This window comes from Aquitalea sp., assembly GCF_030150775.1.
In the GTDB taxonomy this organism is placed as follows: domain Bacteria; phylum Pseudomonadota; class Gammaproteobacteria; order Burkholderiales; family Chromobacteriaceae; genus Aquitalea; species Aquitalea denitrificans.
The window spans coordinates 26,785-41,341 of the sequence record NZ_JASLFG010000026.1 but is presented as its reverse complement, the minus strand read 5'-3'; the positions used below and the strand labels follow the sequence as shown (position 1 = coordinate 41,341).

Sequence of the window (14,557 nt, the reverse complement as noted above, 5' to 3'; positions counted from 1 at the left end):
CGAGGTGGTCCCACGCCTTCCCATCCCGAACAGGACCGTGAAACGCCTTAGCGCCGATGATAGTGTGGCATTCGCCATGTGAAAGTAGGACACCGCCAGACTCCCCATACAGAAGCCCAGCTCAACCGAGCTGGGCTTTGTGCGTTTTGGTTGGTCGAGCGGTAGGCTACCCCATGCCATTCCCCGCCACTGCTTGTCTGTTTGCCTGTAAATCAACAACCACTAATCAGCCAAAACTTATCGCTTATCAGAAAAATCTTTGCTTTTTTTGTGATCAATTACGATTGAAAAGTAAAAATTTCTGAGATTTGCCATGGCCGTAATGCGTTACTTGCGCGGCTTTACCTTGATTGAGGTTGTCGTGGTGATGGCGGTGTTTGCCATTTTGCTGACAATCGCCGTGCCTTCGATGTCGCAGTTCATGACAGAAAACCGGATCAAGCAAGCTGCCACCGATATCAACATGACTTTGCTGAATGCCCGCAGCAACGCCATGCGTATGGGTGTACCCGTGGTGGTGTGTGCGTCTACCGGTGCCACCAGTGGCAGCGTCCCCAGCTGTGACGGGAGCAGCTGGAGTTCTGGCTGGGTGTCATTTATCGATTTTCAGCGTACCGGCAGCCCGACTGCATCCGGTGTGCTGGTCATGCATGGTTCTATTCCGTCATCCCTGTATGTCACGGTTACGCCCAGTGGAACGACTGGGCTGCAGTACTTGCCCGGCGGGCAGATGCAGTTACAAGTCACAGGTTCAGGCGGTTCGGCGGCCACCACGGCAACCAAAATCGCTATTTGTGATGTGACTGGCAAGAGTTCCACCATGGCACAGCAGGTGAACATTCTATCCAATGGTCGCCCGCAGCAACTGAATTTGGGGACTTGCCCATGACACGACATGCTGCGGGGTGTGTCCGGCGTGAAGCCGGGGTGACCATGATCGAGGTGTTGGTGGTGTTGGTGATCGTGGCGATTGGCTTGCTTGGCGTGGCTGCCTTGCAACTGAATAATCTGCGTTACTCCAGCATGAGTAGCGGGCGCCAGCAGGCGACATTGGTGGCGGAGCAGCTGGCAGACCGGATCCGTGCCAATCCCAATGCGGATTACTCTACGGCATCGGGTGGCTATAGCGGCAATTGTTACTCTGCCACCACCAATTGCCCGTCGACGACCTCGGTCAATCGGGCGGCATTTGATCTGAGCGAAATCCAGACTATTGCTGCCAGCAGTGGCCTGAGCAACCCGGCAGTGACGGTGAGCAAGGTGTCCAGTGGCTCGGTAGTGTTCGGTTATCAGGTTCTGGTCAGTTGGCAGGAGCGGGCAACCAGCACGGCTTCCCAGGTGACAACGGCCTCGATGGCGGTATTGGTGAAACCATGATCAAGTATCCCGCACCTGCAGCAAGACATGCTGACCGCTTCCAGGCCGGCTTTACCATGCTGGAGCTGATGGTATCGGTCACCATCTCCTTCTTCATTTTGCTGGCCGTCAGCAATATCTTCATTGCCAATCAGCAGACACTGACAGCGCAGTCGGGCAATGCGCTGATGACGGATAACGGCCGTATCGGCCTGGCGGTGATTGGCCGCTTGCTGAAGCAGTCCGGCTATTGCGATGAAGCCTCCTACAGTTCGACCAATGCCAGTGGCAACTGGGTGATTCCCTGCAATCACATCAACAATTCGGCTGCATCCGGTAGTACCGGCTCGGATGCCTACTCGCAGATCAGCGTGGCGGCATCCGCTGGGGTGGCCATTGCCAGTGGTTCCACCAGCTTTACCCTGAGCAATGGCAGCAGCGCCAGTCTGAGTGCCATGGGACAGAATAGCGATACCCTGACCATCAGCTATATCACCGGGCCGCAGTCCACCTCCTATACCGGTATGCCAGACTGCCTGGGCAATCCGTCGCCGGCGGCCAGCAATGTGATTGTGACCAATACCTTCAAGATCAAGGTGCAGGGAGTGGGCACCGGCAGCAATCCGCAGGTAATCCGCCCACAGCTGTGGTGCGATGTCACCTGGAGTGATATCAACGGTAATGCGCTGTCCAGTTCGCTGACCAGCAACCTGGTTTCTTCCGGTGTGGTGGCAGAAAACATCGAGCGTATCGGTGTGCTGCTGGGTGTGGACAGCGCCAGCGACGGCATGGCGGATTATTACACCCCGCCAAGTTCCTCCATCAGCATGAACAAGGTGTATTCAGTGCGCGTGGTGCTGCTGGCACGACAGGACCCGGTGTACAACCAGATGCGGGCCGAAGCGTTCAGTGGCACTACCTTCAATATGTTCGGTGCCAATTACGGGGCAACCGTGGGCTCGACCGATAACTCCTGGGTGAGGCCGCTGGCGTCTGGCACGGTGGCATGCAGTGTCAGCAATCCGTGCTGGGCACGCCGGCTGTATGACTCCACCTTTGTTTTGCGCAACAGGATGCCATGATGCGCCATCTGCTCACCTATCCAAGACAACGGGGCGCGGCGCTAGTGATTGCGCTGGTACTGCTGGTGGCCATGATGCTGATTGGCCTGACGGCATTCTATTCGTCGAAGCAGGAAGAACGTCTGGCGCGTGCAGGGCGGGACGGGTTGGTTGCCCGCGAGGCTGCCGAGGCGGCCTTGCGTTATGCCGAAGGGCAGATTGCCAGTGGCGTGATCACCAGTAATCTCGGCTTTAACAGTTGCCCCAATAGCGCATCGACCGGCCTGTGCTCCAACTACGCCAGCGGCCCCATGAGCGTGCTGCTGGCATCGGCGGCGATTGCCACGTCACCTACTACCGTGGCAACCGTACCGGCGACGGCGTGGAATGGCGGCAGTCTGGGCAGTTACAGCCTGCAGGCCCCGCGTTATGCCATCGAAGCTATTCCGGATCAGGCTGCGGGCAGTGACGCGAGTACGGAAAGCTATATCTACCGGATTACCGGCTGGGGCTTCGGTTTCAACAGCAATATCGTGACGGTAACTGAGTCCATTTATCGTCCGGCGCAGTAAGTGGAGAGCGCAATGAAAAACAGATTATCCATTTCCGGTTTGATCATCCTGCTGTTGTGGGTGCCTGTGGCTTTGGCCGCATCCTCTGTCTCCATCGGCTCCCTGCCATTGGCCGGCATCGGATCGTCCTATGGACCGAATGTGATGTTCGCCCTGTCAGTAGAGTTTCCGACAGCAGGTTCCGCTTTTTCCACAAAGACTGCCATTAGCAGTGTGGCTGATCTTGATGTATCCGGTGCCACGAATGGCAATACCCCGTTTCTGGGGTATTTTGATTATGCCAAGTGTTATAAATATACCGGATCGGGATCAACAGGCTATTTCACCCCTTACAGCAGTGCGACGCTGACTTCAGTGACTTACAATTCAACCGTCTACAAGATTTACACCTGTGATGGCACGGCCTGGAGTGGCAATCTGCTTAACTGGGCGACCATGTCGGCGATTGATATTTTCCGCGCGACGTTGACCGGGGGGAATCGGGCCTTGGGGACCGGGGGCTGGTCTACTTCCTCCGGAAATACCACCGCGGCCACGCTGGTCAGTGACTATTCGGCAGGAGATGGCGCTTCGCTTACCTATTTGCGCCGCGCTGCTGTGGTACCGGGCCAGAATCAGGGCTATAACCTGACGGGTAAGCCGGTATCAGGACTGACGGTGAGTAGTGTCAATTATCTGGCCAAGATCACCCCGTATGGTACGAGCTATACCAATTTGTGGTTCAGCAACGGCCCCAATTACGGTAGTGGCTCCCACCCGTGGAGCGTATCTATTTACCGCAATAGCAGCAATTCGCAGCCCAGTTCGCCGTATGAAATTGATAATGCCATTGCAAAAGTCTGTGTCAGCGGAATGGTAGAAGATGGGACTACCACACCGTATACCTGCAAACAGTACGGTAGCAATTACAAGCCGGAAGGGTTGATCCAGACCAATGGCAGCAAGATGCGCTTTGGTGCGGCCAGCTATCTGGTGAATACCCAGTACACGCAAGATGGTGGTGCTTTGCGGGCACGTTTGAAATATCCGGGTATTTCTCAGTCAGTCACAGGCAATTCTGGTAGCACTTATACCTTGGGTGCAGAGTGGGGAAGTGATGGTACCTTCGTGGTCAACCCCGATGCGAATGACGCCGTTGCACATACAATCTCTTCGACTGATACCAGCACTACCTATGGTAGTACTGCGGCAGTCTCCAATAGTGGTGTAGTCAATTACCTGAACAAGTTTGGCGATACCATTGCCAGTAATATCGGATACAAGCAGTATGACCCTGCCGCCCATCTTTACTATGCCGCGCTGCGCTATTTTCGCAATTATGGCAATTACTCCACCTTTACCAGCTCTCTGAGTTCCAATACCAGCTGGCAGGGCGGTTTTCCCGCTATTACCGACTGGGATGATCCCATCCTGAATTCCTGCCAGAAGAACTTTGTTATCTATATCGGGGATACCAATACCCACAACGATATTGATTTGCCTGGCTCCGCTTGGTCTGGCGCCGTTGTGCCTACTGATGATACTGCGTTCAATATTGCTACCTGGACCAAAAATTTGGGCAGCGATGAAGGCATGACCGGGACTCAGTATCAGACGGTCAATACCGGCTCAACCAATTCACCCCCCTATATTGCCGGCCTTGCCTGGTGGGCAAATACCAACAATATTCGTACCAAATCGGGTGATACCAAAACTGCAACGGTAAGCTCCTTCATGATTGATGTCGTGGAAGGGGGTAATTACAAGGGGGTAGGCGATTCTCCTTGTTCTTCGTACTGGAGCAGCAATGTATGCAATGCCTTCTTTATGGCGGCAAAATATGGTGGTTTTACCGATAGCAATTCAAATGCTTGGCCAGATTTGTCCAAGGAGTGGGCATCGGCTGCAAGTACTACGACTGGTACTACAGGTTCAACCTCTATTTCTACATTCCCCAGCCCAGCTACGGGCTATACGGGTACGCCCACTAATTACGCTCCGGCAAATAATCCAGCGGCGATGGTGTCTGCGCTGAATAATGCCTTGAGTTCAATATCGGGATCTGCGAATGCTTCGCAAGCGGGGCTGGGTGCTTCAAGTGGAAGTCGTGTATACACGCCGGGGACCTATGTTTTTCAACCGGCGTTCAATTCGACAGACTGGAGTGGTGATCTGATTGCCAATACGGTTTCTATCGTTACTAGCGCGTCTGGTGCTGTCTCTCCGGTTTATACCCCTGCTTGGCAGGCCAAGCTGAAGCTGGAAACCCAGCTCAACAGCAGCGTGACCGCACGCAATGTGTTGACCTATGACTACACCGCCATGGCAGGTGCGGCATTTAATACCACCTGGTACTCGGCCTTGAGCAGCAAGACCGATGTGCCCACCGGTACGACCAGCTTCCAGTACACCGGGCTGAATGCCGGTGGCTATGGCACCTACCGGGTGAATTACCTGCGCGGTGACAAGACACAGGAGGGGAGCTCCACCTCGCCGCAGTTCCGGACACGCAATTATCGGATGGGTGATGTAGTGCATTCGACGCCGGTCTACATCCCCACGCCGACTTCTGACCCGAGTGGCTGTAGTTTTGACGCGAATTTGTCCAGCCCGGCTACCGATCGAGCAACAATCTTTGCTCGTCCGGCGGCCATGGCTGTTGCGGCCAACGATGGCTTTCTGCATATTTTCAATGCCAGCTACGGAAGCAGTACGGTAGGTAACGAACTGGCGGCCTTTTTACCGGCCAGCATTTACGCCAATCTGCCTAATCTGAGTTCCACCACCTATACCCACCAGTTCTTCAATGACGGCTCGCCCGTCTACAAGGATGTGTGCTTCCTTTATGGCAGCAACGGCGCGGCATTGAGCAGCCCGGAAGCCCGCTCGGTCGTGGTGGGGACAACTGGTGCCGGTGGCACCAGTGTGTATGCGTTGGACGTCACTCATGTGGACAGCATGGGTAGCAGCAATGTGTTGTGGGAGTTCTCGTCCAAGGATGATGCCAAGCTGGGCTACACCATAGGTAGTCCGGTAATCACCAAGCTGAGCAATGGCCGGCCGGTAGTGATTTTCGGTAATGGCTACAACCAGAGTAGTGGAACCACGGCCTCCTTGTTCGTGCTCTATCTGGACAAGCGTTCGGGTGTAGCCTGGACGCAGGGCACTAATTATTTCCGTATTGATCTGCCTGCCCCGACCTTGCTGAATACCTCACCCAATGGTTTGTCGGCACCAGGCATTATTATTAGCAATGGTGCAGTGAAAGTAGCCTATGCCGGTGACCTGAATGGCAATCTGTGGAAGTTCGACTTGTCATCGACTACCCCGTCGAGTTGGGTAGCGCCAACTGCGCCGCTATTTACTGCGTGTAGCTCATATACAGTCAGTAGTCCGACGACGCCCCTGACACAGTGCACTGCAAGTACGATTCAGCCAATCACGACAGGAACCTATGTAACCCGGGATCCTTTGCGTGGATATATGGTTTTGTTCGGAACTGGTCAGTATTTGTCGGGTAATGATCTGAATCAAACTAATACTCAGACATTGTATGGGATTCGGGATGATGGATTGTTGTCGGCAAAAAATACATTAACAGCAAGCTTGCTAGCCCAGAAGGTTGGCTCACTGGTTACAACAACTACAAGCAATGGAATTACCTCGTCTTATTATTCTATAATCAATGATTCGACGAATACTGCTAGTAGTTGTTCTGGTGCGGTTAATTACCTGCCATATGGTTGTAATGGATGGTTTTTATCATTATCCACCAGTGGATTTACTAGTGGCAGAGAGGTTGCGACACCATATATCTATCAAAATACACTTGTGTACTTTACGGTGGCATTTCCATCCAGTACAAGCATTTGTGGTAGTGGTGGTGCCACAGTTAATTTTGGCTTGAACTATGCGACAGGTGCCGGGACTGCGAGTGCTATATTTGATACGTCCGGAAATGGCACAATGAATAGTGCAGACTTGATTGCCAATGCGATGTGGAATAATGGCATTTCCATGGGGAGGCCTTTGATCATTAAGATTAGTAATGTTACTTATATGTGTTCTATTGGCTCGTCTGGAGTGATTTCCTGCACGGCCATTCCAGATAATACAAGTGCCTATGGCCGCCTGTCCTGGCGTGAAATCATTCAATCGTGGTGAGCTAAAGCATGGCTGACAAGCATACGGGTTTTACATTGATCGAGATGATGATCACGGTGGCAATCATCGGCATTCTGGCGGCGATAGCCCTGCCGTCTTATCGTAATTACATCATGCGCGGCCACCGTAGCGAGGCCGAAACCGTGATGATGCAGGTGGCGCAAGAGCAGGAGCGCTACTACACCATGAACAACCAGTACAATATCGGTGCCACTCAGGTCAGCCCGCTGGGGGCTACTGGCACCTCCATTCTGTACAACGTTACCGTGGCCAGCGGGACCGCACCCGCCGGTTTCCAGGTAAATGCGGTGCCGGCCAATGCCCAATCGCCAGATTCCCAGTGCGGTACCCTGACGTTGGACGCCCTTGGCAACAAGGGCTCCAGTGGCAGTTATGCCACGGCGGACTGCTGGAAATAGCCGCTGGACCCGTGCCGGTGACGTGGCACGGGCCGATTTCCCCTGTCGCGTGCGGACGGCTGCAGCCAGAACGGTGGACTACCGTATAATGCTGGCCAGTCATGCTTTCTACAGGCACCGCCATGTCCTACCCCACACCCGCATTTGAAGACAAGATCTGCCCGCCGGAGCAGCTGGCCGCAAAGCTGGCCGCCTTGCCGCGTCCCATCGTGTTTACCAACGGTTGTTTCGACATCCTACATCGCGGCCATGTCACCTACCTGGCACAAGCACGTGCGCTGGGGGCCAGCCTGGTGCTGGGCCTGAATACCGATGCTTCGGTCAAGCGCTTGGGCAAGGGTGATGATCGCCCCATCAATAACGAGCTGAACCGTGCTGCAGTGCTGGCTGCACTGGAGAGCGTCAGCCTGGTGACCTGGTTTGACAGCGATACCCCGGCTGACCTGATCGACCTGGTCAGGCCAGATGTGCTGGTCAAGGGCGGTGACTGGGCGGTGGACAAGATCGTCGGCAGTGCTGAAACCCTGGCCCGTGGTGGCGAAGTGCATTCCATCCCCTTCCTGTTTGCCACTTCAACCACGCAAACCATTAACAAGATCCGTGCCGCCGAGGACAAAGCGTGAGCGAGCACGCATTTGCCGTGCTGCGCCAGTTGAGCGATGGCCGCTTTCATTCCGGTGCCGACATCGCGCGCGAACTGGGCTGTTCACGAACCCTGATCTGGCAGGCGGTGCATGCCATTGAACAGGAGTTCGGCCTTACCGTATTCAGCGTGCGCGGCCAAGGTTACAAGTTGGCTGAACCCTTCGAATGGCTGGATGTGGCCAGCGTGCGCGATGCACTGTCTTCGCCAGCCGCCGAGACCTTTACGCTTGCGGTGACTGAACGCACTGACTCCACCAACAGCCAACTGATGGCCAGAGCGGCCAGTGGTGGCCTGCATGGATTGGTGCTGGCTGCGGAAATGCAGAGTGCTGGCCGTGGCCGGCTGGGTCGGCGTTGGCAGACCCGTCTGGGTGCCGGGCTTACTTTCTCCCTGTTGTGGCGTTTTGATCGCGGCCTTGCCGAGCTGGCCGGTCTGTCGCTGGCGGTGGGGCTGGCGCTGGCCCGCGCCCTGCACCAGCTGGCGGTGCCGGTACAACTCAAGTGGCCGAATGATGTGCTGCTCAATGGCCGCAAGCTGGCAGGCATCCTGATCGAGCTATCCGGCGATGCACTCGGCCCGGCCGCTGTGGTCATCGGCATTGGCTTGAATCTGGACAGCCCGGGCGAAGTGGATCAGCCGGTGGCCTCGCTGGCCGAGGCGGGGATCCGGCTGGGGCGCAACCAGTTGCTGGCGGCCTTGCTCAGCGAACTGGCGGTGGTGCTGGAGACCTTCAACCGCGAAGGTTTTGCGGCATTCCGCGATGACTGGATGCGTTGCTCCAGCCATGAAAATGCACCGGTACGACTGAGTTTTTCCCACGGCGAGCCGGTAGATGGTATTGCGCGCGGTGTGGCGGAAAGCGGAGCCTTGCAGGTGGAAACCGCAGATGGCAGCCTGCGCATCTTCCATGCCGGTGAAGTCAGTCTGCGGAGCCGCTCATGAGGCTGCTGCTGGATGCCGGCAACAGCCGGCTCAAATGGGGCGTGCATGACGGGCAGGGCTGGGTGGCTCAGGGCGCTGTGACACATGAGCAGATTGTCACGCTGGCCAGTCAATGGGCCGGCTGGCCCATTTGCAGTGTTCACGCGGCTTCGGTAGCAGGACCGGTAGTGGTTGAAGCCATCAGTCAGGCCGCCCCCGGAGTGGTGCAGTGGGTACGTTCTGCCACCAGCTTTGCCGATGTGCGCAACCACTACCGTAATCCTGCCGAGCAGGGGGCAGACCGCTGGCTGGCCGTGCTGGCAGCACGCCAGCTCTGCGCTGATGACGTGGTAGTGGCGTGCGCCGGTACTGCGCTTACCGTGGAAGCACTGACCGCCGAGGGCGATTATCTGGGTGGGCTGATCCTGCCCGGTCAGGCGCTGATGCTGCGCAGCCTGGCGCAAGGTACCGCCCTGCTGGACCGCCTGGCCGGTACCGTACAAACCTTTCCGCAGGGGACCGAGGATGCACTGGCCAGCGGCGTGCTGGCCGCGCAGTGCGGTGCGATTGAGCGCATGTGCCGGCAATTGGCCTGCCATACCGGTCGCGCCCGGCCCCACGTGCTGCTGACCGGTGGCGATGCGGCCTCCATTGCCACGCAACTCGCCGTACCGGCGACGATCGTGGATAATCTCGTGCTGATGGGACTCTTGAGAGTGGCGTGCGAATCATGAAGTGGTTTCTGGTACTGATTGTGGTGCTCAATCTGGCGGTGGCCGGTTATGGCGCGTTCAAGCAACGCCCGCCTGCCGATGTGCACGCCCAGGAGATCAGCCCTGAGCAGGTCAAGCTGCTGCCGCCTGACTGGCAGCCCGCCTCCGCCCCGCAGGCCGATGCCAGTGCGCCGCTGAAGGTGGTGGCCTCCATGCCCCAAACCGAGGCGTTGAAGCCGGAAGACCTGGGCAAGACGGCATCTCAGCCGGCGGCAGTCAAACCTGCCAAGGTGGACGCTTCGGTACCTGTGGCCAAGTCCGAGATCAAAAAAACGGTAGAAACCAAACCTGCAGAGAAAGCCGCTGACAAGCCCAAACCGGAAGCCGCCAAAGCCGAGCCGGCCAAGGCGCTGGCCTGCTATGACTGGGGAACACTGGATGCCAAGCTGCTGGCCCGGGTGAAGGGTGGCTTACCCAGCCTGAAGCTGAAGGCCGAGCAGATGGTGGAAAGCAGCAAGGGTGAGGTCAAGGGCAATGGCAAGTTCTGGGTGTATCACCCGCCGCTGGCCACCCAGTCTGAAACCCAGACCCTGTCCGCCGAGCTGAAAGACAAGGGTTTTGACAACTACATCGTGCATAGCGCGGAGTTCAAGGGTAGTGTGTCGCTTGGCCTGTTCGGCCAGGAAACTGCGGCCAAGGCCATGCTGGCACGGGTGAAAGCTGCGGGTTTTGACAAGGTTGCCATCGAGCAGAAGGGGCAGAAATCTGCCGCAACGGTGCTCAGCTTCAAGGCGCTGGACGCGCAGCAGGCCGGGCGTCTGCAAGCGCTGCAAAAGCGCCTGACCCCGGGCATTGCGCTGCAGGCCTGCCACTGAGGCCTTGCGCTGTCGCAAGAGCGGCGGAAATCAGGCTTGTCAGCAAGCCGGTGCTGGATGGATGATGAACGGCAATGGCGGGGTGTCCCGCCTTGCCGTTTTTTCATGGTTCGCTATGTCCCGACGCTCAAGCAATATCACCCGCCTGCTGGACCGCGGCTCCTTCAATGACCGCGTGTTGCGCCAGTTGGGCGGCTCCATGGCTTTCATCGCTGGCGCACTGAATGCTGGCGGTTTTCTGGCAGTACACCGTTATACCTCGCATGTATCCGGCATCGTGTCCGGTATGGCTGATGATCTGGCGTTGGGGGAAATCCGCCTGTCGCTGTCCATGCTGGTGATGTTGCTGTGTTTCATCGGTGGTGCCATGCACTCCACCTGGCTGATCCTGTGGGCCAGGCGACAGCGCCTGCGTGGTGGCTATGGCGTATCCATGATGGAAGAAGCTGTCCTGTTGCTGCTGTTCGGTCTGCTGGGTGCCGGGCTAGCCAGCCACAAGGGCCTGTTCACCCCGCCCACCGTGATGCTGCTGTGCTTCATCATGGGCATGCACAACACCATCGTCACCAAGCTGTCTGGTGGCCTGCTGCGCTCCACCCACATGACCGGGATTGCCACCGACATCGGCATCGAGCTGACCAAGATGAGTTACTACAACCATCTGCACAGCTCCAAGATCAAGGACATCAAATCCAATCGCAGCCGGCTATGGGTGTACTGCATGATCCTGTCTGCCTTCTTCCTGGGTGGTGTGGTGGGGGCATTGGGATTCAAGCATCTGGGCTATGCTTTCACCCTGCCGCTGGCCTTGTTGCTGTTTGGTCTGGGCTTGCGCCCGGTGTGGTACGACATGCGCCTGCGCTGGCGCTGGTGGCAGCACCGGCAGGAGCTGCACTAGCCGGCAGCAGCTTGCGGGCATTGCCTGGCGGCATCGGGGTCGCCAGGATGGGCGGAAAGCAGGCTGACCGCAGCGTGCTCCGGGCCATCCAGCCTGGCCAGCAAGGCAGCGGACACACAGGGGGACAGGCCACGTGCGGCGAGAGTACGGTGCATGTAGATGTCGGCCTCGTGTTCGAAGTCGGCACTGTATTTCATGTCGGCCAGCATGATGGGAGCCACGGCCTGCAGGGTGCTGGTGTCACCGGTAAACAGGCTGACGGCCAGCGATAGCCCACCGGTCCGGATCAGTCCGCGCAGACCGTGTCTTGCTTCAACATGACCAACCGCATGGGCCAGCATGGCAAACAGTTCATCATCGCTTTTGGCCTGCCGCACCAGTTGGTCGGTCATCACCACCAAGCCAGCCGGTAGCGGAATGAGATCCGGGCCGAGTTCGCGCGCATCCAGCAGCCGCAGCTGGTAATGGTAGCGGCTGGTGCCGGGGGCGGCCTGCAGCAGCAGTTGCTGCAAGGCTTCCTGGCGGGCCGGGGACAGCTGAGACGGGCGCAACGTGCTGGTTTTCTCCAGCAAGGTCAGGGTTGCCGTGGCCATGGTTTGCTCGACAGCTGCCGGTGTACGGCGGGCGGCTTCGCCAGCCAGCCAGGGCAGACCATCACGGTAGCCCATCCACAGCATGCTTGCGACCAACACAATCAACAGCAGCCGCAGCCAGGGCCAGCCTTGTTGCAGCCACTCCAGCAGCCTGGCCGCTAGTGGCAGGCGCTGGGTGAGTTGCTGGCAGCCATAGGCACTGGCCACTTCGATCACGCCGCCATCCGGAAGCTGCAGCTGGTCTGGCAGGCCGGATGCACCAGCCTGAAAGGTTACTGCGTGTGCCAGGTAGCGGCGGGTATGTACGCCATCGGTAAATACCAAATGATGGGCATCGCGCTGCAGCATCACGGCCTTGCCGGCATGGCTGCGGCCATCCAGATAATTACCCGGCAGACTCATGTCCTGATTCCCTTGTGTGCCATCCCCTATTCGGGGGGCGTGGTCGCAGTGTGGCTTACTTTAATCTGTAGCGTAAGCAGGCTGGTTTGGCAACGCTGTCGTCCCGCCTGCGGCACTGCTATTGCTAGGCTGTGGTGATTGTGGATGTTTTGCGGCCTCGGTAGGGGGCTTGAACGGTAAGTCAGCCGCCAGAGTCCGCAGGATTTTTCCCATATACATGGCGGCGGGCAGGTGGCAAGCAATCTGCTGTTTTTTGTGCTCTACTTGCTGCGCCGTACCATTGTGGTGTGGTGCTGTTTTGTTGGAAGGGAGGAGATGACATGATGCACCGCTTTAGTGGCTGGCTATTGCTGGCCCTTGCGCAGGGTGTGCTGGCGGCACCACAGCTATTCCAGGGGCGAGTGGGGGCTGCGGCGGTGGTGATGGAGCTGGATATTGCACAGGATGGCCAGGTGGAAGGGCGTTATTTCTATCGCAAGCATCACCGTGATCTTGCCCTTTCCGGCAAGCAACAGGCCGATGGCAGCCTGCAACTGGGCGAAAACCTGCAGTATGACGAGCAGCGCAATGACATCACCCTGCGGTCACAAGGCAGTGGCTGGGCTGGCGAGTGGCATGGTCCCAAAGCCAGCAAGCCGGTGCCGGTCAGTCTGACACCCTATGTGCAGGCGCAGTGGCCAGCCAGCAGTGATACGGCGCTCAATCCGGTGCGCCAGCGCTCTGCTTACGACTACGTGCGGCTGATGGATCTGCAGCTCAAGCCCGGCAAGCGCGAGCGGGTGCAGGGCCACACCCTGCAGTGGTGGGATGAGCCAGTCAGCAAGATCCGCCTGTTCCGCGTGCAAGATGGCTATCCGGCCGCCAGCCTGCAGCGGCTCAATCAGGTGCTGGCGGAGCGCCAGTGGCAGGAAGTGGCCAGTTATTTTGACTGTCAGCTGGGTGGTACGCGCACTGCCGGGGCCGACTTCGAGCAGACGGTCACGCCGCATCTGCTGGGCAACAAGCTGTTTAGTGTGAGCATTTTCACCAGCTATTACTGCGGTGGGGCCCACCCGGATTTTGGCGACAATCCGCTGACGCTGGACGTGGCCAGCGGCAAGCAACTGCAACTGGAAGACTTGCTGTGGGTCGGCAAGGGCAAGCCGCAGCTGGCGCGCAAGGCCGGTGGCGAGCGGGCAGACTACCAATACGAGGAGCAGATACTGGCACCGTGGCTGGTGCATACCATGACCCGCCTATACCCCGCACAGACCAAGCCGGGCACGGAAGATGAGTGTGATTACCGCGATCCGCAGGTATGGCAGTTTGTCAGCTGGTATGCCACGCCGCAGGGGCTGACGCTGGGGCCGTCCTTTGCCCGTGTGGCGCGGGCCTGCGAATACCCGGAGTGGAGCGTGCTGCCCTGGAGTGTGCTCAAGCAGCATCCCGGTGCGCGGGCCGACCTGCTGCCCTGATCAGGCAACCGTCTGTGCGGTGGCGGGACGGCTACGACGGCTAAATGGCCAGTGCCACCCAGCAGAAGCGGCAGCATCGCGCTGCAGTTCCATATAGCGCTCACCGTGCTGCAAGGGAGTGAAGCCCAGTTGGCGGTAAAAGCCGCGGGCATCGCGTGAAACCAGCAAAAAACGGCGCAGCTGCTGTAACTGGGGATGGGCGATGGCGGCGCGTATCATCGCCTGTCCCACGCCGTGGCCACGCCAGTCGGGCAGCACGAACACATCGGACAGATAGGCAAAGCTGGCGTAGTCGGTAATCACCCGGGCAAAACCGATCTGCCGGTGCTGGTGATAGGCGGCGATGATCAGCGAATGCCGGATTGCCCGTTCCAGCAGGGCTGCATCCATACCGGCGGCCCAATGCGCCCGGGTGGTGAGGAAATCCAGAATCATGGCGCGGTCCAGCCGTGCCGGGTCGTGCGAGATATCCAGCTGCATGCGCGAATCTCCCTGTACCGATGT

Annotated in this window: 14 protein-coding genes and 1 rRNA gene; 13 read left to right on the top strand and 2 right to left on the bottom strand. The window is 58.0% G+C overall.

Features of this window, described 5'->3' with window-relative positions; translation table 11 throughout:
• The 12 genes from rrf to QVF59_RS08830 form a co-directional block, all read left to right on the top strand.
• Positions 1-101 (top strand): 5S ribosomal RNA (gene rrf / locus QVF59_RS20915); the annotation flags it as partial.
• Positions 102-331: 230 nt separating this feature from the next.
• Positions 332-889, top strand: coding sequence for a pilus assembly FimT family protein (locus QVF59_RS08880; RefSeq protein WP_287878978.1), 558 nt, complete (start codon positions 332-334; stop codon positions 887-889).
• Positions 886-1,377: a type IV pilus modification protein PilV gene (pilV, locus tag QVF59_RS08875; RefSeq protein ID WP_159880676.1), complete on the top strand. Its 492-nt coding sequence runs from the start codon at positions 886-888 to the stop codon at positions 1,375-1,377. Before QVF59_RS08880 ends, pilV begins: the two co-directional genes overlap by 4 nt.
• A complete protein-coding gene (locus QVF59_RS08870; protein ID WP_159880928.1) occupies positions 1,374-2,438 on the top strand; it encodes a PilW family protein in 1,065 nt (354 codons plus the stop codon). Before pilV ends, QVF59_RS08870 begins: the two co-directional genes overlap by 4 nt.
• A complete protein-coding gene (locus tag QVF59_RS08865; protein WP_287878975.1) occupies positions 2,438-2,989 on the top strand; it encodes a pilus assembly PilX family protein in 552 nt (183 codons plus the stop codon). The genes QVF59_RS08870 and QVF59_RS08865 overlap by 1 nt, the downstream gene beginning before the upstream one ends.
• A gap of 12 nt (positions 2,990-3,001) precedes the next feature.
• Positions 3,002-7,132: a pilus assembly protein gene (locus QVF59_RS08860; protein ID WP_287878973.1), complete on the top strand. Its 4,131-nt coding sequence runs from the start codon at positions 3,002-3,004 to the stop codon at positions 7,130-7,132.
• 8 nt (positions 7,133-7,140) lie between these two features.
• Positions 7,141-7,551, top strand: a complete 411-nt coding sequence (locus QVF59_RS08855) for a type IV pilin protein (RefSeq protein WP_287878971.1) — start codon at positions 7,141-7,143, stop codon at positions 7,549-7,551.
• A gap of 122 nt (positions 7,552-7,673) precedes the next feature.
• Positions 7,674-8,174, top strand: coding sequence for a D-glycero-beta-D-manno-heptose 1-phosphate adenylyltransferase (rfaE2, locus tag QVF59_RS08850; RefSeq protein WP_159880680.1), 501 nt, complete (start codon positions 7,674-7,676; stop codon positions 8,172-8,174).
• Positions 8,171-9,139 (top strand): biotin--[acetyl-CoA-carboxylase] ligase, encoded by a 969-nt coding sequence (locus QVF59_RS08845; RefSeq protein ID WP_167522549.1) that lies wholly within the window; start codon positions 8,171-8,173, stop codon positions 9,137-9,139. Before rfaE2 ends, QVF59_RS08845 begins: the two co-directional genes overlap by 4 nt.
• Entirely contained in the window at positions 9,136-9,852 is a 717-nt protein-coding gene (locus tag QVF59_RS08840) for a type III pantothenate kinase (protein WP_287878967.1), read from the top strand. Before QVF59_RS08845 ends, QVF59_RS08840 begins: the two co-directional genes overlap by 4 nt.
• The gene (locus QVF59_RS08835) at positions 9,849-10,706 is read left to right on the top strand and encodes an SPOR domain-containing protein (RefSeq protein WP_287878964.1); all 858 of its coding nucleotides are present in this window, start codon (positions 9,849-9,851) and stop codon (positions 10,704-10,706) included. The genes QVF59_RS08840 and QVF59_RS08835 overlap by 4 nt, the downstream gene beginning before the upstream one ends.
• 115 nt (positions 10,707-10,821) lie before the next feature.
• On the top strand, positions 10,822-11,604 hold the full coding sequence (locus tag QVF59_RS08830; RefSeq protein ID WP_159874564.1) for a YoaK family protein: 783 nt from the start codon (positions 10,822-10,824) through the stop codon (positions 11,602-11,604).
• Here the strand turns inward: QVF59_RS08830 and QVF59_RS08825 are convergent.
• Positions 11,601-12,599: a M48 family metallopeptidase gene (locus QVF59_RS08825; protein ID WP_287878963.1), complete on the bottom strand. Its 999-nt coding sequence runs from the start codon at positions 12,597-12,599 to the stop codon at positions 11,601-11,603. The two genes, QVF59_RS08830 and QVF59_RS08825, sit on opposite strands and share 4 nt — an antisense overlap.
• Positions 12,600-12,919: 320 nt before the next feature.
• On the opposite strand from QVF59_RS08825, the gene QVF59_RS08820 reads away from it, so the two are divergent.
• Complete coding sequence (locus QVF59_RS08820; protein WP_287878961.1) at positions 12,920-14,053, top strand: hypothetical protein; 1,134 nt, start codon at positions 12,920-12,922, stop codon at positions 14,051-14,053.
• On the opposite strand, the gene QVF59_RS08815 is transcribed toward QVF59_RS08820, so the two are convergent.
• Positions 14,054-14,533, bottom strand: a complete 480-nt coding sequence (locus QVF59_RS08815) for a GNAT family N-acetyltransferase (RefSeq protein ID WP_287878958.1) — start codon at positions 14,531-14,533, stop codon at positions 14,054-14,056.
• Between the last annotated feature and the right edge of the window lie 24 nt (positions 14,534-14,557).

What these genes read in the sequence shown, in the direction of transcription:
- QVF59_RS08840 (WP_287878967.1), top strand. Translation starts at nt 9,136, where the DNA reads ATGAGGCTGCTGCTGGATGCCGGCAACAGCCGGCTCAAATGGGGCGTG.
- QVF59_RS08870 (WP_159880928.1), top strand. Translation starts at nt 1,374, where the DNA reads ATGATCAAGTATCCCGCACCTGCAGCAAGACATGCTGACCGCTTCCAG.
- QVF59_RS08865 (WP_287878975.1), top strand. Translation starts at nt 2,438, where the DNA reads ATGCGCCATCTGCTCACCTATCCAAGACAACGGGGCGCGGCGCTAGTG.
- QVF59_RS08830 (WP_159874564.1), top strand. Translation starts at nt 10,822, where the DNA reads ATGTCCCGACGCTCAAGCAATATCACCCGCCTGCTGGACCGCGGCTCC.
- QVF59_RS08860 (WP_287878973.1), top strand. Translation starts at nt 3,002, where the DNA reads ATGAAAAACAGATTATCCATTTCCGGTTTGATCATCCTGCTGTTGTGG.
- QVF59_RS08835 (WP_287878964.1), top strand. Translation starts at nt 9,849, where the DNA reads ATGAAGTGGTTTCTGGTACTGATTGTGGTGCTCAATCTGGCGGTGGCC.
- pilV (WP_159880676.1), top strand. Translation starts at nt 886, where the DNA reads ATGACACGACATGCTGCGGGGTGTGTCCGGCGTGAAGCCGGGGTGACC.
- QVF59_RS08820 (WP_287878961.1), top strand. Translation starts at nt 12,920, where the DNA reads ATGATGCACCGCTTTAGTGGCTGGCTATTGCTGGCCCTTGCGCAGGGT.
- QVF59_RS08815 (WP_287878958.1), bottom strand. Translation starts at nt 14,533, where the DNA reads ATGCAGCTGGATATCTCGCACGACCCGGCACGGCTGGACCGCGCCATG.
- QVF59_RS08825 (WP_287878963.1), bottom strand. Translation starts at nt 12,599, where the DNA reads ATGAGTCTGCCGGGTAATTATCTGGATGGCCGCAGCCATGCCGGCAAG.
- QVF59_RS08855 (WP_287878971.1), top strand. Translation starts at nt 7,141, where the DNA reads ATGGCTGACAAGCATACGGGTTTTACATTGATCGAGATGATGATCACG.
- rfaE2 (WP_159880680.1), top strand. Translation starts at nt 7,674, where the DNA reads ATGTCCTACCCCACACCCGCATTTGAAGACAAGATCTGCCCGCCGGAG.